Raw genomic sequence first — 19,705 nt, forward strand, 5'->3', positions numbered from 1 at the left:
TTTTATAATTTTCCTTTTGCAGTAGTTTCAATTCTAGAAACTACATTTGATATAGCTACTTTATCTGAAGTTGCATCTTCAAGGAGTTTTTTAGCATTAGAAATTGAATTTGAAATCTCACTCTCATCACTCCCATTAATTGCTACAGCACCATCTGCCAAAATATCTACTTGAATAGAATTAATCTTGGCATAGCCCCAATTAATAGCAACTAAATCTCTTTGATTGTTCAATCTCTCAATCTCAACAACACCAGTTTTAAGCAAAGAAAGCATATCGCTATGTCCCTTCAAAACTCCAAATTCACCTTCCGCTCCAGGCAACGTAATACTTTTGACCTCGCCTGAAAATATTTCTCCATAAGGTGTAACAATATTTACAACCAATTCTTCCATAATTTGTCCTCTTATGCAGTCTTCATTTTTTGAGCTTTCTCAATAGCCTCTTGTATATTTCCAACCATATAAAATGCATTCTCAGGGATATGATCATATTTACCTTCTAAAATACCCTTAAAACCTTCAAGGGTTTCTTCCAATGTAACGTATTTTCCTGGACTTCCAGTAAAAACTTCAGCAACAAAGAAAGGTTGGGATAAGAATTTTTCAATCTTTCTTGCCCGCTCAACGACTTTTTTATCTTCTTCAGATAACTCATCCATTCCTAAAATAGCAATAATATCTTGTAAATCTTTATATTTTTGGAGAACTTGTTGGATACTTGTAGCGATTCTATAATGCTCATCTCCAACAATTTGAGGATCTAATATCCTTGAAGTGGAATCTAAAGGATCCACTGCAGGATAAATACCTTTTTCAGCAATTTTCCTATTCAAAACAGTAGTTGCATCTAAGTGTGAAAAAACAGAAGCAGGAGCTGGATCCGTTAAATCATCAGCAGGAACATAAACAGCTTGTACAGAGGTAATAGAACCTTTTTTAGTTGAAGCAATCCTTTCTTGAAGTTTTCCCATTTCACTTGCCAATGTGGGCTGATAACCAACTGCTGAAGGTATTCTTCCAAGAAGAGCAGACATTTCAGCACCAGATTGTGCATATCTAAAAATATTATCAATAAACATCAAGACATCAAGACCTTTTTCATCTCTAAAATATTCAGCCATTGTGAGACCTGTAAAGGCAATCCTATTTCTTGCACCTGGTGGCTCATTCATCTGTCCATAACATAATGCAACTTTGTCCAATACCCCACCTTCTTTCATTTCGTGATAAAGGTCATTTCCCTCTCTAGTTCTCTCGCCAACACCAGCAAATACAGAATATCCATTATGCTTATAAGCAACATTATGAATAAGCTCCATAATAACAACAGTTTTACCAACACCAGCACCACCAAAAAGACCTACCTTACCACCCTTGGAATAAGGTGCTAGTAAATCAACTACCTTAATCCCTGTTTCAAACATCTCAGTCTTTGTGCTTTGATTTTCAAATGTTGGAGCATTTCTATGAATAGGCCAATTTAAAGAATTTTTTATAGGATCTCCCCCATCAATTACTTCTCCTACAACATTAAAAATCCTACCCAATACCTCTTCACCAACAGGAACTTCAATCATTTTACCTCTAGCTACAACAACTTGACCTCTAGTAAGTCCTTCTGTCATATCCATTGCAATAGTCCTGACGCGATTATCACCTAAATGTGCTGCAACTTCCAAAACAAGATTCTTTTGTATACCATCAAAATCATAAACAACATCTAAAGCTTCATTGATTACGGGCAAATAAGACTCAAAATCAACATCTACTACCGGCCCCATAATTTGAATAATTTTTCCTTGCATTTTATCCTCCTTGTTCATTTCATAGCTTCAACACCAGCATTGATCTCTACTAATTCTGTAGTGATTGCCTCTTGTCTAGCTTTATTATAAGAAATTGTCAAACTTTTTACCAATTCACCTGCATTGTTAGTTGCTGTATCCATTGCCTGCATCCTGGCACTATGTTCAGCGGCTAAAGAATCTATCAAAGCATAATACATATTATATTCTATATACTTCTTTGCTAATTGATCTAAAACAATATCTTCTTCTTCATCAGGTTCAATATTAATTGACACAGAATCTATATTGTCATATGTCGTTTGAAATCCTAAAGGTAAAATAGTTTTCATACTAAGTTCTTGAGAAATCATATTTTTAAAACCATTATGAATAATCAATACTTCATCAGTCAAACCCTCAAGATAATCTTCAACAACCTTCATTGCAAATTCAGAAGCCTTTTCATAATCAGGAAAAGAACTCAAATTAGTTATTTTATCTAAAATTTCAATATCATTAAAGACAAAATAAGCAATGCCTTTCTTTCCTATACCCCTAAGCCTTACTTTTATACCCTGTGATTTATAATGATTCATTAGACGAACTACTTCTTTTATTGTTACTGAATTAAAACCACCACATAAACCTTTATCGGCAGTAACAAAAATAATATCAATTTTTTTAATATCCCTATTTTTTGTACTTAAAAAGTATCGGCTATTAATATTCTCTAATCCTCTTGTTTTTATTTTTGATAAAATATCATCAAAAACTTCATTTAACTTTAAGGCAAAGACTTTTGATCTTTTAGCCATTTCTTCAGCTTTTTTGAGCTTTGAAGTTGAAACTAGCTTCATCGCTCTAGTAGTTTTTTGGGTATTCCTAACACTACCAATCTGTTTTCTAATTTCTTTTAGATTGTTTCCCATGAATTTTCCTAAATTTCTTTTTAAGCTGTAAAGCCTATCTTAAACTCATCTAAAGCTTTTGCTAAAACAGATTCTAAATCTTTATCCAAAGCTTTTTTCATCCTAATATCTTCAAAAATTTTAGGATATTTTGCTTCTAAAAACGGATAAAGTTCATCTTCAAATTTTACAACCTTACTAACAGGTATATCATCAAGAAAGCCTTTAGCACCTGCATAAATAATCACTACTTGTTTTTCAATAGGCAAAGGGGAGTAAGGGGCCTGTTTGAGAACTTCTACCATTCTTTGCCCTCTATCTAATTGTTTCCTGCTAGATTCATCCAAATCAGAAGCAAATTGAGCAAAAGCCTGCAATTCTCTATATTGTGCCAAATCCAATCTCAAAGTCCCAGAAACTTGTTTAGTGGCTTTAATCTGGGCAGCACCACCAACCCTTGAAACTGAAAGCCCCACATTGATAGCTGGTCTGATACCAGAGAAAAACAAATCTGTCTCTAAAAATATTTGACCATCAGTGATAGAAATAACATTCGTAGGGATATATGCAGAGACATCTCCCGCCTGAGTTTCAATAATAGGTAAAGCAGTCAAAGACCCTGCTCCTTTTTCATCACTAACTTTTGCTGCCCTTTCAAGCAATCTGGAATGGATATAAAAAACATCTCCAGGAAATGCTTCCCTGCCTGGTGGTCTTCTTAATATCAATGACATTTCTCTGTATGCAACAGCATGTTTACTTAAATCATCATAAATAATCAAAGCATGCCTTGCATTATCTCTAAAATATTCACCAATCGTAACTCCTGTATAAGGAGCCAAAAATTGCATTGCGGAAGAATCTGACGCTGAAGCGTTTACGATTACAGTATATTCCATTGCACCATATTCTTCAAGTTTTCTAACAACTTGAGCAACCGTAGATTCCTTTTGACCAATAGCAACATAAATACAAATGACATCTTGTCCTTTTTGATTGATAATAGTATCAATAGCAACTGTTGTTTTTCCTGTCTGTCTATCTCCAATAATGAGTTCTCTTTGTCCTCTACCAATGGGTACAAGTGCATCAATAGCTTTAATTCCTGTCTGTAAAGGCTCGTGAACAGATTTTCTATCCATAATACCAGGTGCCTTTTGCTCAACAAAACGATATTCTGTTGCTTCTAATTCACCTTTACCATCAATGACCTCACCCAAAGCATTGATAACCCTTCCAACAACAACATCCCCAACAGGAACCTTCATCAACTTACCCAATCTTTTTACAGATGTTCCTTCTTTGATATTTTTTCCTTCACCAAGAATAACAACACCAACACTGCCTTCCTCAAGATTAGATGCCAAGCCTTTATCACCTGTCTCAAATTCAACCATTTCATAGGACATAACATTCTTAAGTCCATAGACTCTTGCAACATTGTCAGCATAAGAAATCACTCTGCCTGTTTCAGCTATATCAACATTTATTTCAAAATTTTCTATCCTTTCTTTAATGATTGAACTGATTTCTTCAGGTTTTAATTTTGCTACCACAATTTTCTCCTTTGATTTATTAATTTCAAACTGCTTTTAAAATATGAGATTTTAATTGGTTTAAAAAATTTTCTTTAACAAATGATATTTCAATATCAAGATCTTCTATGACTAACTTAATCCCTTCTATTTTAGAAATTACCTGTTCAATTTTCAATTCAATACTCAATCGAGTTGAAATTTTTTTCCTTATTTCTTCAAGCATAACAGAGTCTATTTTTTCTCTCAAATACAATAAACCAATATAAACTTTATCTTTTTCATTAATATAAGCTCGCAAACCTTCGCATACAAATGGGGTAATTTCAAGCCTATCATTTTCTATTAAAAGTTTAATAAAATTATTTATTCTATGATCCTTTGATTCAACTAACTGTAATAAAAAATTTTGTTTATCAGGTGTTTGAATATAGGGTGAATGGATGATATTTAAAAATTTCTCTATAGAAAAAAGACCAACAATTTTTTCTAATTCTTTTAAAAAAGAGTCGATGTCTGTTTTTTTTAAATCAGAAACAATAGCTTTTATATATTTTTTAGCAATATTTTCAAGCATTAAGAGACCTTTTTATTTAAGATATTAAGATAATCAGAATTTTCAAAAGATGCTTCTTGGCTGAATAACTCAAAAAGTATATCTTGTATGACCTCTTTTTCCATCTTTTTTTGCTCAAAATCCATCAAAATTTCATTATTTTTAATCAAATTCTCTATGTCTACCTTAGACTGCTCATCAATCTTTTGCACTATCAAATAAGCCTCTTTCTTAGCAATAGCAACAATATCTATTGCTTTTTCTTTAGCTTCTTCAAGTTTTTGTAAAGCTTGTTCTTTTGTTTTATTTGCTATTTTTAGCTTTTCTTGAACTTCATCAAGCTTCTTTGCTATACTTTCTCTACGGTCGCTAAACAATTTTTTGAGTTTATCTGCTAATAAATACCATATAATCGCAATAAAAATAACAAAATTAATAACACGTTCAACGATATCTGTATCTGAAAGGTTTATGTCTGCTCCAAATAAAAAAGAAGCACCAAATAAAAAACAAAAAAGATATTTCACACTTCTCTCCCTATATTTGAGATATTTTTTTTCTCAAAGTAATTTCAAATTCTGGTATTTCAGCTAAAAGTTGCTTTTTCAAATCATTTTTTTGAGTCTGTAAACCTTTTAAAAATTCATCAATCTTAGCTGCACATTCCATCTTTTTCTTTGTCATTTTTGTCTCATAAGCTAGTTTTGCATCTGTTGTAGCTTTTTCTACGATTTGCAGGGCTTCTAAACGAGCATTTTCAATTGTTTGCCTTATCTCCTTATCAATTTTTAATGTTTCTTGGTTATTTTCTTGTATGGATTGCATATCTTGCTCAATAGACAAGTCCCGATTATCCATAAAAGAAAGAAGAGGTTTGTAAAGCCAGATATTAAGGAGATAAAGAGTAATAATAAAAACAACAAAAACCAAGAGCATAAGATAAGGATTTAAAGTAATGGACATTCAGACTCCCACAATTGAAAATTATAATCATTTAGTTGATTCTATCAAAAATTATCTTAAATTAAACTCTTAAACTAATGATAATTTGTCAATCAACTCATCAATTTGAGATTTTTCTGAGATATTCAAGATGAGATGGTTGCCTTTAAATGAACTTGAAATATGATAACCCTGAAAAATCTTTTTTAATTTTATCTTTTCTGTTTCATTGATCAAAGTTTTTTTATTTACATTAGATGATTTCTCGACTTCAAGAGGTTTTTTCAATCTATGCACAAGAGATTCAGTATCCCTGACAGACAGCTTTTGTCCTAAAATAGATTCCAAGACAACCTCTTGCTGATCTTTATCTAAGGTTATTAAGATTTTAGCATGACCTTGAGAAATTTTCCCCTCTATCAATGAACCTTGTACCTTTAAAGAAAGGTTGAGCAATCTTAGAGTATTTGTTATTTGTGTTCTTGATTTTTTTATCTTTTTTGCCAATTCATCATGGGTAATTTGGTAATCATCAATCAATTCTTTATATGAATTTGCTAAATCTATAGGATTGAGTTCTTCTCTTTGAATATTTTCAATCAATGCAATTTCTCGAAGTTTTATAGTATCAATATTTGCAATAATGGCTTTTATAGTCTTTAAATTTGCTAATTTAGTTGCACGTAATCTTCGCTCACCTGCAATTAAAATATAATCATTTTTTTCATCTTCATACACAAGTATAGGCTGCAACAATCCATGTTCAGCTATTGATTCAGAAAGCTCGCTAACAGAATCATTAATAAAATGCTTTCTGGGTTGATAAGGATTGGGTTTTATAATATCAACATCTAGCTCAACTACAAGCTCAGAATTATCAGAAAGATTATTTTCATAAGCTTGCCCAACTTCGCTCAATATTGCACCCAAGCCTCTACCTAATGCTAAATTCTTTTTTGCCAAAATCATGCTCCTTGCAATATCGTTTGAGCTAATGCCTGATAAGCTATACTGCCATTTGATTTTATATCATAAAGCAAAACAGGCTTTCCAAAACTTGGTGATTCAGCTAATTTAATACTACGAGGAACAATAATATAAGATTTTTTTTCTCTATCTTTAAATAATTTGGTGTCAAAATGCTGAGATAAGTCCGCAAAAACTTGCTTTGAAAGATTATTTTGAGAAGAATACATTGTAGGTAAGAATCCTTTAATTTCTAGCTTTGTATTGATAGAATCTCTCAGTATTTTTATTGTACTAAGAAGTTGAGCTAATCCTTCAAGTGCAAAAAATTCACATTGAATAGGAATAATAACTGAATCTGCTGCGGCAAGTGCATTAATCGTCAAAGGACCTAATGCAGGAGGAGAATCAATAATAATAAAATCATACAAATCAATCACTTCTTCAATTTTCTTTTTCAATATCAATTCCCTACTGGCATTTTTCTTATTATAAAACTCTTTTTCAATTCCTACCAAACCAATATTAGATGGTGCTAGATCCATAAAAGGCATCTCAGTTTTTTGAATAATTTGTGATATTTTTTTGCTACCCATTAAGACATGATAAATATCAAATTCAAGATCATTCCTTCGAAAACCTAAACTTGTTGTAGCATTTGATTGTGGATCAAAATCTATCAATAAAACATTTTTTTCTGCTAAGGCTAAAGAAGCAGCTAAATTAACTGCTGTTGTTGTTTTTCCTACACCACCTTTTTGATTTGCAACTGCTATAACTTCACACATATTTAACTCCATTATCTATAACTATAAATTTTTTTACCATTCAATTCAATACCCCCATCTGACATTAAATTTGCTCCTTTCAAATCTAATGTCTCATTTTCATAATGAAATGAAAATTTAAAATTTTTATGAAATTCTAACGCATACTTGCTAAAAATTTCCTTCCATGAAGAAGTATTTCTAATTTTTTCAAAAAAATCTCTCAACACCTTTTCTTTAGGTATATCGACCATCAAAGAAGCAAATCTCTTTCCATAAATATTCACACCTATCCCGCATACAATATGATTTTTAACAATATTGACCATAACACCACCAATTTTAGATCCTCCAATATATAAATCATTAGGCCATTTTAGCCATATATCAAACCCCATTGAAACTAAAATTTCCTTAAAAATAAATCCAAAAAATATGGAAATACTTTGAACAGGAAGATCTATAGGCAAGCTAGAATCTTTAAAAGAAAAAGAAAAAGTCAATCCATTTTCAACCTGCTCCCATTGATTTCCCCTACTCCCTATACCTTTTGTTTGTATTTTTGCGACGATGCAAATAGGTGAATTTAATTGAGATTTTTTGATTTTATCAATGAGATAGGTTTGAGTAGAAGGTAATATTTCAAAATACTCAATAGGAATCATATCAGTAAATCCCCTATTTTTAACCTTTTACCTTGAATATAATTCCTAGCATAAGTTTTTTGTCTTCCAGGAGATTGGAGCATACCAATTCTAAGTATGCCAAAACTACAACCTACAAAAATAGAATTATCTTTAATATCTAAAATTTCTCCTCTTTGGTAGCAATTTGTTTCTGATATAAGTCCTATATCGAACAGTTTCAAACCACTTCTCAAAAAAATGCCTGGCCAATTAAAATAAGCTAAAAATTTTAAATAAATCTTTTTAGCTTCATCAAATTCTATGATTCCATCTTGTTTGACAATCTTTTTACAATAAGTACTAAGACTATCATCTTGTTTAACGGATTGAATCGTTCTTAAATTTTTTAATACATCAACAATCAATGCACTACCCATTTGTGCTAGAATATTACTCAAATATTCTATATTAAAATACTTTTCACGTTTGAATTCAATTTTCCCTAAAATATTTCCACTATCAAGTCTTTCTTCCATATCAATCACGCATATACCATAAAATTCTTCATCATTTAAAATCATTTCTTGTATTGGCGATGCACCGCGATATTTTGGCAATAAAGAGGCATGAATATTCAAACATCTAGCGAGTGATAATATTTTTTTTGGCAATATTTTTCCATAAGCAACAACCAAAATGATATCTGGTTTTAGGTCTGAAATATTTTTTACACTTTTTTCATCTAATACTTCAGGTTGAAAAATAGGAATAGAAATATTTTTTTTTAAAAGCAATTCTTTTGTCTGAGGATATCTAATTTCTTGTTTTCTGCCAAAAGGTTTATCAGGCTGAGCAAATAAACCTACCACCTCAAAATAAGGATCATTTAATAATGCTTCTAAGATAATTTGGGCAAAATTTGGCGTACCCATAAACAAAATCTTCATTTATTCCTTTCTCCAAATATATTCAACATTTTTAAAAGAATAAATTGTAATGGTTTTGTATTAATTCTATGCACAGATGAAATAGGAACAATAAAAAATGGAGTTGTTATTTTTTCAATTGATGATTTTTGCAATAAATCATTATTTATAAAATTTCTCCATTTAACCTCAAGTCCAAACTCTTGTGACATTGAATCATTAATGTTCAAAGAAGTATAAAATTTATCAATAACTTCAAAAGCTCCATTCAAAGTATCCATTTTACTTAATACAATTCCAAATGGCTTATCATAAAGCTCTTCAGAAAAATTTTTTAATTCTGTCCTTAATTTTTCATATTGTTCAAAAAGTTCTCTATAATTGCTCACATCAATAACAAAAAGTAAAATTTTTGTTCGTTCAATATGTCGCAAAAACTCTATACCCAGTCCTTTTCCATCACTTGCACCATCAATAATGCCCGGAATATCAGCCATAACAAAAGAATTCATCCCATCAGGTTCAACAACACCTAAATTAGGTCTTAAAGTTGTAAATTCATAATCAGCAATTTGAGGCTTTGCATTAGAAATAGAAGATATTAATGTTGATTTCCCCACATTAGGGAATCCAACCAAACCAACATCAGCAATCAATTTAAGTTCCAAGCGAATATGTCTCTCTTTTCCAGAAAGTCCACTTTGTGCATAAATAGGGCGTTGATTTACAGAATTTTTAAATCGAACATTCCCCATCCCTCCTTTGCCACCCTTCAAGACATTAATCCTACCTTTTTGAATCGTAAAATCATATAACAATTCATCTGTATCAAAATCAAATATTTGAGTACCTGGAGGGACTTTAATAATGATATCCTCGCCTCTTTTGCCAGTGCATTTTTTTCCACTACCAGGTTGACCATTTTTAGCTTTGTAATGCTTGGCACCACGGAATAAAGAAAGTGTATCGCTATTTTTATCAATTTCAAAATACACATCACCACCATCACCACCATCACCACCATCAGGACCACCATTCAAAACAAATTTTTCTCGTCTAAAACTAACTGCTCCGCTTCCACCATTCCCTGAAGCAATAAAAATATCAACATTATCAACAAACATAAATCTTTCCTAAAATATTATAAAATATGTATTCCTAAGAATAAAGCACTGTGCAAATTTGAAGTTCACTGCATATTTATTAACTACCATTATTTTGATTATTCTAGCATATTGAATATAATACCCTTCAAAATATCACAAATAAGAAAAATATTAAACTAGATAATAAGAATATTACGAAAGTATTTTTATAAAATCAGGGAGAAACCCAAAAAAAATAGGGGATTTCTTTCAGTTGAAAGATCTATGCAGGAATTACAGACACTTTTTTTCGAATCTTATCTTTTTGTTGGAATTTGACAATCCCATCAATCAATGCAAAAATAGTATGATCCTTTCCAATACCAACATTAAGACCTGGATGAACTTTTGTTCCTCTTTGCCTGATAATAATATTACCTGCTCGGACAAATTGTGAACCAAATTTTTTAACACCTAACCTTCTCCCTGCAGAATCTCGATTATTCTGCGTACTGCCTTGACCTTTTTTATGTGCCATCTATATCTCCTTTAGCCAACTATCTTTAAGATTCTTACTCGAGTAAAATCTCGTCTAAAGCCTCTTTTAGTTTTACTATCTTTTCTTCTTCTTTTTTTGAATGTAATGACTTTTTTCGCTCTACCTTCATTAATGACTTCTATTTCAATCTTAGAATCCTTTAAAAAAGGGGTACCTAATCTCAAATCATCATTATCAGATATAGCTAAAACTTCGTTTAATTCAACTTTTGATTTTGGCTCAAGGCTCATTTTATCAAGCAAGACAATATCGCCTTCTTGGACCTTGTATTGTTTGCCTCCATTCTTAAACACTGCATACATTGTTATGTCCTTACGAAGTTGTTTTAATAATTTCTAGAACGCATTTATTTTTAGTTATCAAATGTTGCGAAATAAAACCCTTATTATATGAAAAAAAACCTGATATTTACTTTAAAATCATTGTTTAGATAAATGCAATACATTCAATTTCAACTAAAGCATTTTTTGGCAATGCTTTCACTGCCACAGTGCTTCTTGCAGGTTTATGTTCTTTAAAAAAATTAAAATAAACTTCATTGAAATCATCAAAATAATCCATATTGGTCAAAAAAACAGTGGTTTTCAAAACCTTTTGTATTGAACTTTTACCTGCCTCTAAAATAAATTTAAGATTTTCCAAAACTTGCTTAGTTTGACTCTTAATATCACCGATTAAAAAATTGCCATTTGCTTCAAGTGCAATCTGCCCAGATGTATAAATGAGTCCTAACCCATCATGAACAATACCTTGTGAATAAGGTCCTATAGCTTGTGGGGCTTTTAAAGTTAAAATTTCTACCATATTTAATAATCCTTATTTTTTAAATATTAATTTAGATTATAATTAAAATCTAATTAATAACATAATAAATTTTTTATAAGGACATAGTATGAAAAAAATCTTTTTAGCACTATTGATGTTATTGAGTCTATTTAAAATACTTTTATCTGACACAATCATAGAGCAAGATTTTTCCATTGAAAATATCCCTCTAAAATCTAACCAAATTCTCCTCATTGATTATCGCACAAAAAAAGCTATTGGCATCATGCAGATCACACAAACAGGTAAAATCATCCGACTACCTTTACCAAGTCTATCAAAACTAAAAAAACCACCCATAAAAGAAAATATTAAACCTCAAATTCAAATCAAAAAACCACTCATCAACAAAACCAAACAATGGGACAAGAAAAAAATTCCTTTCTCAACAAAAGAGGAAATAATTCAATTGAATACAAATAATTGAATATTTTTATAATATTCCGATATATTTCAAAATAAGGAATTATTTTTGCTTGATTGAAAAATAATTTCACTAAAAACATCATTAAGGCATCTGAATGCGGATTACTTTTGGGACAAAATATAATCAAATGAATTATTATCAAAATGTTCTTCAAAATAAACTCAATCAAATGAATACAAAAATAGCATCAGGACTCAAAATACAGTATGGTTATCAAGATAGTAGTATCAATAATCAAAATCTAAAACTAGAATTTGAAAAAAATACTCTTGATCAAGGGATTGATATAGCTAAAAATGCTCATAATTCAACACTCAATACAGACAAATCCCTAAGCGAATTATCCGAAACAATGGTTCAGTTCAAAACAAAACTTATCCAAGCAGCTAATGATATTCATTCTTCAAACTCAAGAGAAGCCATAGCTCAAGATTTAGAAAAACTCAAAGAACATATTATTAATATTGCAAATACCTCAATAGGTGGAGAATTTTTATTCGGGGGTAGCAAAGTCGATAGGATGCCCTTTGACTCACAAGGAAACTATCTTGGAAATGACGAAAAACTTACTGCTCTTATTAGTTCAAAAAATCTTGTTCCTTATAATATAACAGGTCAAGAACTTTTTTTTAGCAGGGATTCAGATAAAGAAAAAATAATCACTTCTAATATTAAAATGCTCAACCAAAACAAGCTACATCCAGATATCATGGATTCATCCAACAATACACAACCCCCCCAAGAAGTATATATCAAGCCCGAAGATACTCTCAGAGACCTTATAGGCGATAATGACAACGATCCTTCCAATGATCCTAAAGAATATTTTTACCTTCGTGGAGTCAAACCAGATGGTTCACATTTTAAAGCAAAATTTAGTTTTAATAAAGCTTATACTAATCGAGGAAGTGCAGCTACTGTAAATGATTTGTTAACACAGATTGGCAATGAATATGGCAACACGCCTCACAATAAAGTTGTTGATGTAAACTTAAACGCTTGGGGACAACTAGAAATCAGAGATCTAAAACCTGGAAATTCAACTATTGATTTCCATATGATTTCTAGTGACATGGATGTAAATGATATTAAAGATCTTAAAACTAATGGTGCTAGGATTACCTCATTTAATAAAAGCCCTTTTCTAACAGACAAAGCACTTAGTAAAATAGAGGGCGTAAATGATAATTATGATTTCAGGTATGTCAAAATCCCTACTGCTTTTATTACACAAGACAATACAACTGCATCAAAAAATACAAAACTTGAAGACATTTTTGATCCAGAAGCTGATATATTAGAAATACAAGGAACTTCACCTAATAATGAAGATGGGACCATAAATACCAATCCCATAGATCCACTTTACATAAACATAAAAAATTCCACAATGCAAGACTTGATAGATCAAATAAAATCTCATTTTGGTGGCAACCTACAAGTAGAACTTGCCAATGGTCGCCTTAATATCGTTGATTATAATGTCAAAAATAAAAAACATGATAGCAAATCCCCTCCTTTTGACGGAGAACATGGATTCAGTATTTCTCTAAAAACTTTAGATAAAAATGGCTTAGAAATTCAAGGAATCCCTACAGACTATGAAAACGAATATGAAAAAACATATTTTACCAACAAAGGTTCAAAACTCATTGGTAATGTTTCTCAAATTTTATCAGATGGAAGTGGCTTTGCCACACCAGAGACAAAACTCATTCAAGCAGCTGGAGGAAGCATTGAAGGACAATCTTATACACTCAAAATTCAAGATCATAATGGCGTACCTCTTGAAGCTCAAATAATATTTGATGCCAAAGGATCATACCTTAAACTACCAAGCAAAACACCCAATAAATCTGAATATATTATCCCTCTTTACAATCCTCATGATGAACCACCAGCTATCACCATCACGAAGGCTGATGAAGTAACTTACAGACAACTAATGGATGCCATAAGCATAACTCTAAATTACAGCAATCAAGGAGGGGAATATTACCTTAAAGCAGAAAATAGAGACAATAATCCAAGTCAAGCGAACAAAGAAGCTTATGAAGATTTACTCAAGCAAGCCAAAACAAACCTATCTGTCAATCTTACCAATAATGGAAAAATTGAGATTCAAGACAATATCCGCTCTATGAGCAAAATGAAATTCATGCTTTATAATAATTCAACTGATGACTTTTCTACACAAGCAATAAAAAATGACATTTCAGGAATAACATTAAATGCCAATAATGCACTCACTATTGATCAGCCCAGTATTAATTTTTTTGAGCAAATAGATGAAATTATTGATTCAGTAAAAAAAGGTATATATAGGCCAGATTCACTTGGAAATAAATACACTGATGATATGAGAAAAATTGGAATCCAAAATGGAATAACAGCCTTTGATCATTTGAGTGATCATATTGAAAAAATGATAGCAATGAATGGTTCACATAGTAAAACATTTGAAAATATTATCAGGAGAAATGAAATCTTAAAGGTTCAAGTTGATTCTATTAAAGGAGAAGTTATAGGCACAGATTTAGCAGAAACCTATAATAAATTTTCCAACCTTACGACTAACTATAATGCTGTTTTAGCCTCAACAAGCAAAATCAATCAAATGTCATTGGTAAATTATTTATAAATTAACAATATTAAAGCTATCCCTCTGGTTTTAGAAGGGATAGCCATATATAATAAAAAGTAAATTTAATAACTTAACAAAACAAAAAGGAGATCGATGCACTCAATAGGATAGAGAAAGGAGGGGGAGGTTACTCTACCCTTGTGCATCTGGCCAAACCGAAATATATCGTATTTGGTTAATACTATTTTATAAACAAAAAGTATATATTTGGATAATAGAACTTAAAAATATAAAAATTACCAATTATTCGTTTAAATTAATCTAAAACTATGCTATAATCAAAACTTACATATATTATTTAAGCTTAAGGATTACTGGAATGCGTATTTTAATAATAGAAGATGAATCCCCCATAGCCAAAACTATCAGTGATTTTTTAAACCAACATAGCTATCAAACTGATATTGCAGAAAACCTCAAAGACGGTGAATATTTCATAAGCATACGAAACTACGATCTTGTTTTAATCAATTCAAAACTTCCTGATGGCGATGGCATCAGTATAATTACTCAAATAAAATCAAAACACCCACGCGTACCTGTTATTATTAGCTCGAATAAAGCAAAATCTGAACAAGAAATTGAAGCTTTTAAGGCAGGAGCTGATGATTTTATTCTAAAACCTTTTGATTTAAATGTATTGATCGCTAGGATTGAAGCCAGACTTAGATTCTGGGGTTCAAGCATTATAGAAATAGAAGATTTAATCATTAATCCAGATGAAGAGAAAATTACCTATAAAGGCAAAGAAATTGAAGTAAAAGGAAAGCCTTTTGAAGTCCTTACCCATCTAGCTAGACATCGCGATCAGATTGTATCAAAAGAACAACTTTTAGATGCTATCTGGGAAGAACCAGAACTTGTCACACCAAATGTGATTGAAGTAGCAATCAACCAAATCAGACAAAAAATGGATAAACCGCTCAATATATCAACAGTTGAAACTGTTCGCCGTAGAGGATATCGTTTTTGTTATCCAAAACAAGCCGAAGAATAAAATCAAATTTTATTTTTTAAATACTATTCCTTGAAACCTTTCTCCAAATCCTCCAGGACTAATGAGGGGTTTTATTTTTGAAATCTCTCTTAAATAGCCCTCATAACTAGTATTTTGAGAAAATTTTTCAAGTAAATCCATCAATCCTAGTTCTATCAATACTTTCCCTTGATTCCCATATAATACTTTTTTTGCTCCAAAAGATTCAAAACATTTTGTTAAAAAAGAAAAATTTACATCATAAGTAATATCAGATTTTTGATAATAATCACGCAAATACTCCTTAATATCTAAAAAATTCTTCACTTGATGATTTTTATAAACCCTCAAATTTATATCATTACGACTTTCCCAATCCCCATAATCAAAAGTCAAAAAAATCCAATCTTTAAAATGATTTAGTTTTTGTATCAAACAAGAAATAAAATCCTCAATAAGAATAGGGATCTCTCCTTGAAAAATTTCATACTTTTTCCTGAAAAAATCAACTTCAGGAAGCACATCGCCCCATATAATTTGATGATTTTTAATATAAGCCATTTTATTGTCATCAATGAGTTCACAAGCAAAAGCATCAAAAAGTTCATTACTAAAACAAAATACACAATCATTACTATCAGTTTCCAACTCATCAAAAGTTTGATAGATTTTCAATTCTAAATTAGAATGTTTTATAAAATATTCCTTTTGAAATCTAGCCATCAAAGGAAGTGGTTCAATACTAATGAATTCACAATTTTGAACAACTCCTTCTGAAAGTGTTTGTAAAAATTGAGCAACATCATTCAATAAATAGCCTTTATGGGTACCAACCTCAATAATCTTCAATGGTAATGTCAATACTCCATTTTCCAATAAATTGAGCAAATAATTAGCAATACTCCCACCAAAAAATTTACTCACAGAAACTGCAGTATAAAAATCCCCTGCCTTACCTATCATTGCATCTTGATAATAACCACCCTCCCCATAAAGCCATTCATTCATATAAGAACTGAAGCGAATCATATTTTTTCGCAAGCCTTTTGAAATCTCATAAAACCTTCAGTTATCTCTTCTTTACTAATATTCAAGGCAGGCAAAAAACTAATGAGATTTTTACCTGCTTTCAATATCAAAAGTTGCTCTTCAAATGCACTCTCAAGAATCCTATTTTGAATTTGTTCATTCTTGACATATAAAGCACACATCAGACCTAAGCCAATTTTTTTTTCAAACAAACAAGGAAATTTCTTCAAAACCTCTTCTAAGTATTGATTAAAAAATTCGCTTATCTCAGAAATTTTTCCCAAACCGTATTCTTCTTCTAGTATCTGCAACACGCTCAATGCTGCTCTTGTAGAAAGAAAATTACCACCAAAAATGCTACCATAATCACCCGGTTCAAAAATATCTTTAATATTACTCAAAGTAGCAGCTATTGGCACACCTCCACCTAATCCATTAGAAATAGTAACAACATCAGGGACAATACCATAAATTTTGGATGCAAAAAATTCTCCACATCTATAAACACCACTATGAGTTTCATCAACCATCAAAAGGATATTTTTCTCTTTTAAAATTTTTGTCAGTTTTTGGACTTCCTGTTTTTGCAATCCTAATCCATCTTCGCCATATGTTAAATGTATAAACACAGCACAAGTTTCTTCATCAATCAAATCATAAATTTGATTAATATTTTTAGCCTTTAAAATCTTTTCTAAAAACAAATCATCCATAAATTCATAAAAACTTGATTCTAGGATAATTATTTTATCTTTAGTGGTTTGAGTATTTTTTTTTCCAAATTTTCTAGCAATTTTAATAGCACATTCATTTGCTTCTCTTTTGGAATTACTAAAAAATATCCTCATATCATAACCACACAGCTCAATGATTTTTTTTGCTAAAAGAGCTTGGTATTCTATCAGATAGATATTGGACAAATGGATCAAATCTCTAGTTTGTTCAGCAATAGCTTCAAAAAGCTTTTTATTCCCATGCCCGACACTACAAACCCCAATACCACTCCCAAAATCTATAAATTGTTTTGAGCAAGGCGTATAAAGCTTAGCACCATCACCAAAAGAAAAACGAATCTTCCTTCGAGCATAAGTATGCAAAACATATTTTTCATCAAAAGCCATCAAATCCTCAATTTTATAGTCTTTATCAAACATAATAACCCCTTATAAACTTCAATCATATCTTCGTAAATTCTACTACTTTTTATGCAAATATTTACAAAATCTTACAAAAAGATTTGATAAAATCAAATCTAAAAATAATTTTTTAATCAATTCAATTTTCTTAAGATTTTAAAATAAACTAAGGGAATTATATGGAACTTATCTCAAAAGCCTTTGGTCCCCCACAAACTAATTGTTATATACTCAAAACAAATGCGGGTGAATTGATAATAGATCCTGGTATTGGAGCAACTCAATGGATTTTACAAAACACAAAAAATCCACTTGCAATCCTTATCACTCATGGTCACTATGATCATATCTGGAGCCTAGCAGATTTAAAATCATCCTTGCCTGATATCTCAATTTATGCCCCTAAAGAAGATGCTTTTATGCTAGAGTCTGATTGTTTTGATACAGGGTTGACTCCCTGCGTTGCTAATCATTTAATAAAAGGAAAAAAATCAAATACATCATTTGAGATTTTAGGGATACAAATTGAATATTTTCATTTTCCTGGACATACACCTGGATGTTCTATCATTCAAATCAATGACAATATGATTTTTAGTGGTGATTTTATTTTTCATCGCTCTATTGGAAGGTATGATTTTCCTTATTCCAATGCCAAAGATATGAAAGAATCTTTATTAAGATTCCAACAAATTGATTCAAAAACTGACAAAGTCATTTATCCTGGACATGGAGAAGAAACCTCATTATTTACAGAACAAAAAAATGTCTCCTTTTGGATTCATAGATTTTATACTTAAACAAGGATTCAAATGATAACACTCAATCAAAATCAAAAAGAACGTTATTTACGTCATATTATGCTTGAAGATGTTGATGAAAAAGGCCAATTAAAACTATTGAATTCAAGTGTACTTATTATTGGTGCAGGAGGTTTAGGATCTCCAAATGCTATGTATCTAGCAGCTGCAGGAATAGGCAGGATTGGGATACTGGATTTTGACATTGTAGAAATCAGTAACCTACAAAGACAAATCATTCATACAACAAAAACAATTGGTTCTCCAAAAGTTCAATCTGCAAAAACTACCATCAATGCTCTAAATCCTGAAATAAAAGTAGAAACCTATTTTGAAAAATTTACCTCCTTAAATGCACTAAAATTACTAAATGAATACGATTTTATCATTGATGCTACAGATAATTTTTCAGCAAAATTTCTAATCAATGATGCTTGCATATTAGCCAATAAACCTTATTCTCATGCTGGCATATTAAAATATAGAGGTCAAACAATGACTATTATACCCCACAAAAGTGCCTGTTTTGCCTGTGCATTTGATACTCCTCCCCCAATAGAACTCAATCCAATCTTTAGAGCTGGTTTATTTGGAGTTTTACCAGGTCTAATTGGTAGCATACAAGCCACTGAAGCTATCAAATACCTATTAAATCTAGGTATATTATTGACCAATAAACTCTTAAGTGTTGATGCAAAAACAATGGATTTTAGGAAAATAACCATATCAAAAAATCCACAGTGCCGCGTATGTGGTAAAGATGGTATCAAAGAACTCATTGATTATCCACAATGATACACCTAAACAAAAAACTTTATGAGAAACTTATTCATAATGCAAAATATCATTATCCAAACGAATGTTGTGGATATTTGATTGGCAAACAAAACCCTTTAACTTTAGATAATCATATCAATGAAATTTTTGAAATTAAAAACATTCATCAAAATCCACAACACTTTTTTATCCTTGACCCAAAAGACCAACTCAAGGCTTTTCAAAAAGCCAAAAAACAAAATCTAGACATTGTAGGTATTTTTCACTCTCATCCATTTAGCGAAGCTTATCCTTCCTCTGAAGATCTAAAATACATCTATGATAATAGACAAAGTTATTGCATTATCTCTCTAAAATCAGAGCCAATCATACTTTCTTATAGGATTGACACAAAAAAAATATATAAGGAAAAAATAAAATTTTAAAATTTTT

23 protein-coding genes are annotated in these 19,705 nt (G+C 30.9%); 6 read left to right on the top strand and 17 right to left on the bottom strand.

All coding sequences use genetic code 11. The features are described 5' to 3' along the window. Positions 1–2: 2 nt before the first annotated feature. The 15 genes from atpC to BKH44_RS00735 all read right to left on the bottom strand — a co-directional run bounded on the left by atpC (position 3) and on the right by BKH44_RS00735 (position 11,463). Positions 3–395, bottom strand: coding sequence for an ATP synthase F1 subunit epsilon (gene atpC / locus BKH44_RS00665; protein WP_095269118.1), 393 nt, complete (start codon positions 393–395; stop codon positions 3–5). A gap of 11 nt (positions 396–406) precedes the next feature. Next, complete coding sequence (atpD, locus tag BKH44_RS00670; protein WP_095269119.1) at positions 407–1,807, bottom strand: F0F1 ATP synthase subunit beta; 1,401 nt, start codon at positions 1,805–1,807, stop codon at positions 407–409. Positions 1,808–1,821: 14 nt separating this feature from the next. Further along, a complete protein-coding gene (atpG, locus tag BKH44_RS00675) occupies positions 1,822–2,718 on the bottom strand; it encodes an ATP synthase F1 subunit gamma (protein ID WP_095269121.1) in 897 nt (298 codons plus the stop codon). Positions 2,719–2,738: 20 nt separating this feature from the next. Further along, a complete protein-coding gene (gene atpA, locus BKH44_RS00680) occupies positions 2,739–4,253 on the bottom strand; it encodes a F0F1 ATP synthase subunit alpha (protein ID WP_095269122.1) in 1,515 nt (504 codons plus the stop codon). A gap of 25 nt (positions 4,254–4,278) precedes the next feature. Beyond that, complete coding sequence (locus tag BKH44_RS00685) at positions 4,279–4,809, bottom strand: F0F1 ATP synthase subunit delta (protein ID WP_095269124.1); 531 nt, start codon at positions 4,807–4,809, stop codon at positions 4,279–4,281. Next, a complete protein-coding gene (locus BKH44_RS00690) occupies positions 4,809–5,315 on the bottom strand; it encodes a F0F1 ATP synthase subunit B (protein ID WP_095269125.1) in 507 nt (168 codons plus the stop codon). Before BKH44_RS00690 ends, BKH44_RS00685 begins: the two co-directional genes overlap by 1 nt. A 10-nt stretch (positions 5,316–5,325) precedes the next feature. Beyond that, the gene (locus tag BKH44_RS00695; protein ID WP_095269127.1) at positions 5,326–5,751 is read right to left on the bottom strand and encodes a FoF1 ATP synthase subunit B'; all 426 of its coding nucleotides are present in this window, start codon (positions 5,749–5,751) and stop codon (positions 5,326–5,328) included. 69 nt (positions 5,752–5,820) lie between these two features. Beyond that, positions 5,821–6,699, bottom strand: a complete 879-nt coding sequence (locus tag BKH44_RS00700) for a ParB/RepB/Spo0J family partition protein (protein WP_180674067.1) — start codon at positions 6,697–6,699, stop codon at positions 5,821–5,823. Beyond that, positions 6,696–7,484, bottom strand: a complete 789-nt coding sequence (locus BKH44_RS00705; RefSeq protein WP_095269128.1) for an AAA family ATPase — start codon at positions 7,482–7,484, stop codon at positions 6,696–6,698. Before BKH44_RS00705 ends, BKH44_RS00700 begins: the two co-directional genes overlap by 4 nt. 11 nt (positions 7,485–7,495) lie before the next feature. Further along, positions 7,496–8,128, bottom strand: a complete 633-nt coding sequence (locus BKH44_RS00710; RefSeq protein ID WP_095269129.1) for a biotin--[acetyl-CoA-carboxylase] ligase — start codon at positions 8,126–8,128, stop codon at positions 7,496–7,498. After that, on the bottom strand, positions 8,125–9,036 hold the full coding sequence (gene fmt, locus BKH44_RS00715) for a methionyl-tRNA formyltransferase (RefSeq protein ID WP_095269130.1): 912 nt from the start codon (positions 9,034–9,036) through the stop codon (positions 8,125–8,127). Before fmt ends, BKH44_RS00710 begins: the two co-directional genes overlap by 4 nt. Beyond that, positions 9,033–10,139 carry a GTPase ObgE gene (gene obgE / locus BKH44_RS00720; protein ID WP_095269132.1) on the bottom strand — a complete coding sequence of 369 codons (1,107 nt, stop codon included), beginning with the start codon at positions 10,137–10,139 and terminating at the stop codon, positions 9,033–9,035. Before obgE ends, fmt begins: the two co-directional genes overlap by 4 nt. A 244-nt stretch (positions 10,140–10,383) precedes the next feature. Continuing rightward, positions 10,384–10,638 (bottom strand): 50S ribosomal protein L27, encoded by a 255-nt coding sequence (gene rpmA, locus BKH44_RS00725; RefSeq protein WP_095269133.1) that lies wholly within the window; start codon positions 10,636–10,638, stop codon positions 10,384–10,386. Between the two features lie 11 nt (positions 10,639–10,649). Then, positions 10,650–10,961: a 50S ribosomal protein L21 gene (rplU, locus tag BKH44_RS00730; RefSeq protein ID WP_095269135.1), complete on the bottom strand. Its 312-nt coding sequence runs from the start codon at positions 10,959–10,961 to the stop codon at positions 10,650–10,652. 124 nt (positions 10,962–11,085) lie between these two features. Further along, on the bottom strand, positions 11,086–11,463 hold the full coding sequence (locus BKH44_RS00735) for a Rid family detoxifying hydrolase (RefSeq protein WP_095269136.1): 378 nt from the start codon (positions 11,461–11,463) through the stop codon (positions 11,086–11,088). 88 nt (positions 11,464–11,551) lie between these two features. Here BKH44_RS00735 and BKH44_RS00740 point away from each other — a divergent pair, with 88 nt between their 5' ends. The 3 genes from BKH44_RS00740 (at position 11,552) to hsrA (ending at position 15,552) form a co-directional block, all read left to right on the top strand. Beyond that, positions 11,552–11,911 carry a hypothetical protein gene (locus tag BKH44_RS00740; protein WP_095269138.1) on the top strand — a complete coding sequence of 120 codons (360 nt, stop codon included), beginning with the start codon at positions 11,552–11,554 and terminating at the stop codon, positions 11,909–11,911. A gap of 94 nt (positions 11,912–12,005) precedes the next feature. Next, entirely contained in the window at positions 12,006–14,552 is a 2,547-nt protein-coding gene (gene flgL / locus BKH44_RS00745; RefSeq protein WP_095269139.1) for a flagellar hook-associated protein FlgL, read from the top strand. A 322-nt stretch (positions 14,553–14,874) separates the two neighbouring features. Then, on the top strand, positions 14,875–15,552 hold the full coding sequence (hsrA, locus tag BKH44_RS00750) for a homeostatic response regulator transcription factor HsrA (RefSeq protein ID WP_095269141.1): 678 nt from the start codon (positions 14,875–14,877) through the stop codon (positions 15,550–15,552). Positions 15,553–15,561: 9 nt separating this feature from the next. Here hsrA and BKH44_RS00755 read toward each other — a convergent pair whose 3' ends face one another. Beyond that, complete coding sequence (locus BKH44_RS00755) at positions 15,562–16,560, bottom strand: SAM-dependent methyltransferase (protein WP_095269142.1); 999 nt, start codon at positions 16,558–16,560, stop codon at positions 15,562–15,564. Further along, positions 16,557–17,714, bottom strand: coding sequence for an aminotransferase class III-fold pyridoxal phosphate-dependent enzyme (locus tag BKH44_RS00760; RefSeq protein WP_257842555.1), 1,158 nt, complete (start codon positions 17,712–17,714; stop codon positions 16,557–16,559). Before BKH44_RS00760 ends, BKH44_RS00755 begins: the two co-directional genes overlap by 4 nt. 161 nt (positions 17,715–17,875) lie before the next feature. Here BKH44_RS00760 and BKH44_RS00765 point away from each other — a divergent pair, with 161 nt between their 5' ends. From BKH44_RS00765 to BKH44_RS00775, 3 genes are read left to right on the top strand one after another with little or no spacing between them, the layout of a single operon-like run. Next, positions 17,876–18,496, top strand: a complete 621-nt coding sequence (locus tag BKH44_RS00765) for an MBL fold metallo-hydrolase (protein ID WP_095269144.1) — start codon at positions 17,876–17,878, stop codon at positions 18,494–18,496. Between the two features lie 12 nt (positions 18,497–18,508). After that, a complete protein-coding gene (locus tag BKH44_RS00770) occupies positions 18,509–19,291 on the top strand; it encodes a HesA/MoeB/ThiF family protein (RefSeq protein ID WP_095269146.1) in 783 nt (260 codons plus the stop codon). Continuing rightward, on the top strand, positions 19,288–19,698 hold the full coding sequence (locus BKH44_RS00775; protein WP_095269147.1) for a M67 family metallopeptidase: 411 nt from the start codon (positions 19,288–19,290) through the stop codon (positions 19,696–19,698). The genes BKH44_RS00770 and BKH44_RS00775 overlap by 4 nt, the downstream gene beginning before the upstream one ends. Positions 19,699–19,705: the final 7 nt, after the last annotated feature.

Source organism: Helicobacter sp. 13S00477-4, assembly GCF_002272785.1.
Classification (GTDB): Bacteria; Campylobacterota; Campylobacteria; order Campylobacterales; family Helicobacteraceae; genus Helicobacter_J.

What these genes read in the sequence shown, in the direction of transcription:
- rpmA (WP_095269133.1), bottom strand. Translation starts at nt 10,638, where the DNA reads ATGGCACATAAAAAAGGTCAAGGCAGTACGCAGAATAATCGAGATTCT.
- BKH44_RS00705 (WP_095269128.1), bottom strand. Translation starts at nt 7,484, where the DNA reads ATGTGTGAAGTTATAGCAGTTGCAAATCAAAAAGGTGGTGTAGGAAAA.
- fmt (WP_095269130.1), bottom strand. Translation starts at nt 9,036, where the DNA reads ATGAAGATTTTGTTTATGGGTACGCCAAATTTTGCCCAAATTATCTTA.
- atpC (WP_095269118.1), bottom strand. Translation starts at nt 395, where the DNA reads ATGGAAGAATTGGTTGTAAATATTGTTACACCTTATGGAGAAATATTT.
- BKH44_RS00740 (WP_095269138.1), top strand. Translation starts at nt 11,552, where the DNA reads ATGAAAAAAATCTTTTTAGCACTATTGATGTTATTGAGTCTATTTAAA.
- BKH44_RS00775 (WP_095269147.1), top strand. Translation starts at nt 19,288, where the DNA reads ATGATACACCTAAACAAAAAACTTTATGAGAAACTTATTCATAATGCA.
- flgL (WP_095269139.1), top strand. Translation starts at nt 12,006, where the DNA reads ATGCGGATTACTTTTGGGACAAAATATAATCAAATGAATTATTATCAA.
- obgE (WP_095269132.1), bottom strand. Translation starts at nt 10,139, where the DNA reads ATGTTTGTTGATAATGTTGATATTTTTATTGCTTCAGGGAATGGTGGA.
- hsrA (WP_095269141.1), top strand. Translation starts at nt 14,875, where the DNA reads ATGCGTATTTTAATAATAGAAGATGAATCCCCCATAGCCAAAACTATC.
- BKH44_RS00735 (WP_095269136.1), bottom strand. Translation starts at nt 11,463, where the DNA reads ATGGTAGAAATTTTAACTTTAAAAGCCCCACAAGCTATAGGACCTTAT.
- BKH44_RS00695 (WP_095269127.1), bottom strand. Translation starts at nt 5,751, where the DNA reads ATGTCCATTACTTTAAATCCTTATCTTATGCTCTTGGTTTTTGTTGTT.
- BKH44_RS00685 (WP_095269124.1), bottom strand. Translation starts at nt 4,809, where the DNA reads ATGCTTGAAAATATTGCTAAAAAATATATAAAAGCTATTGTTTCTGAT.
- BKH44_RS00710 (WP_095269129.1), bottom strand. Translation starts at nt 8,128, where the DNA reads ATGATTCCTATTGAGTATTTTGAAATATTACCTTCTACTCAAACCTAT.
- rplU (WP_095269135.1), bottom strand. Translation starts at nt 10,961, where the DNA reads ATGTATGCAGTGTTTAAGAATGGAGGCAAACAATACAAGGTCCAAGAA.
- BKH44_RS00770 (WP_095269146.1), top strand. Translation starts at nt 18,509, where the DNA reads ATGATAACACTCAATCAAAATCAAAAAGAACGTTATTTACGTCATATT.
- BKH44_RS00765 (WP_095269144.1), top strand. Translation starts at nt 17,876, where the DNA reads ATGGAACTTATCTCAAAAGCCTTTGGTCCCCCACAAACTAATTGTTAT.
- BKH44_RS00760 (WP_257842555.1), bottom strand. Translation starts at nt 17,714, where the DNA reads ATGTTTGATAAAGACTATAAAATTGAGGATTTGATGGCTTTTGATGAA.
- BKH44_RS00700 (WP_180674067.1), bottom strand. Translation starts at nt 6,699, where the DNA reads ATGATTTTGGCAAAAAAGAATTTAGCATTAGGTAGAGGCTTGGGTGCA.
- atpD (WP_095269119.1), bottom strand. Translation starts at nt 1,807, where the DNA reads ATGCAAGGAAAAATTATTCAAATTATGGGGCCGGTAGTAGATGTTGAT.
- atpG (WP_095269121.1), bottom strand. Translation starts at nt 2,718, where the DNA reads ATGGGAAACAATCTAAAAGAAATTAGAAAACAGATTGGTAGTGTTAGG.
- BKH44_RS00755 (WP_095269142.1), bottom strand. Translation starts at nt 16,560, where the DNA reads ATGATTCGCTTCAGTTCTTATATGAATGAATGGCTTTATGGGGAGGGT.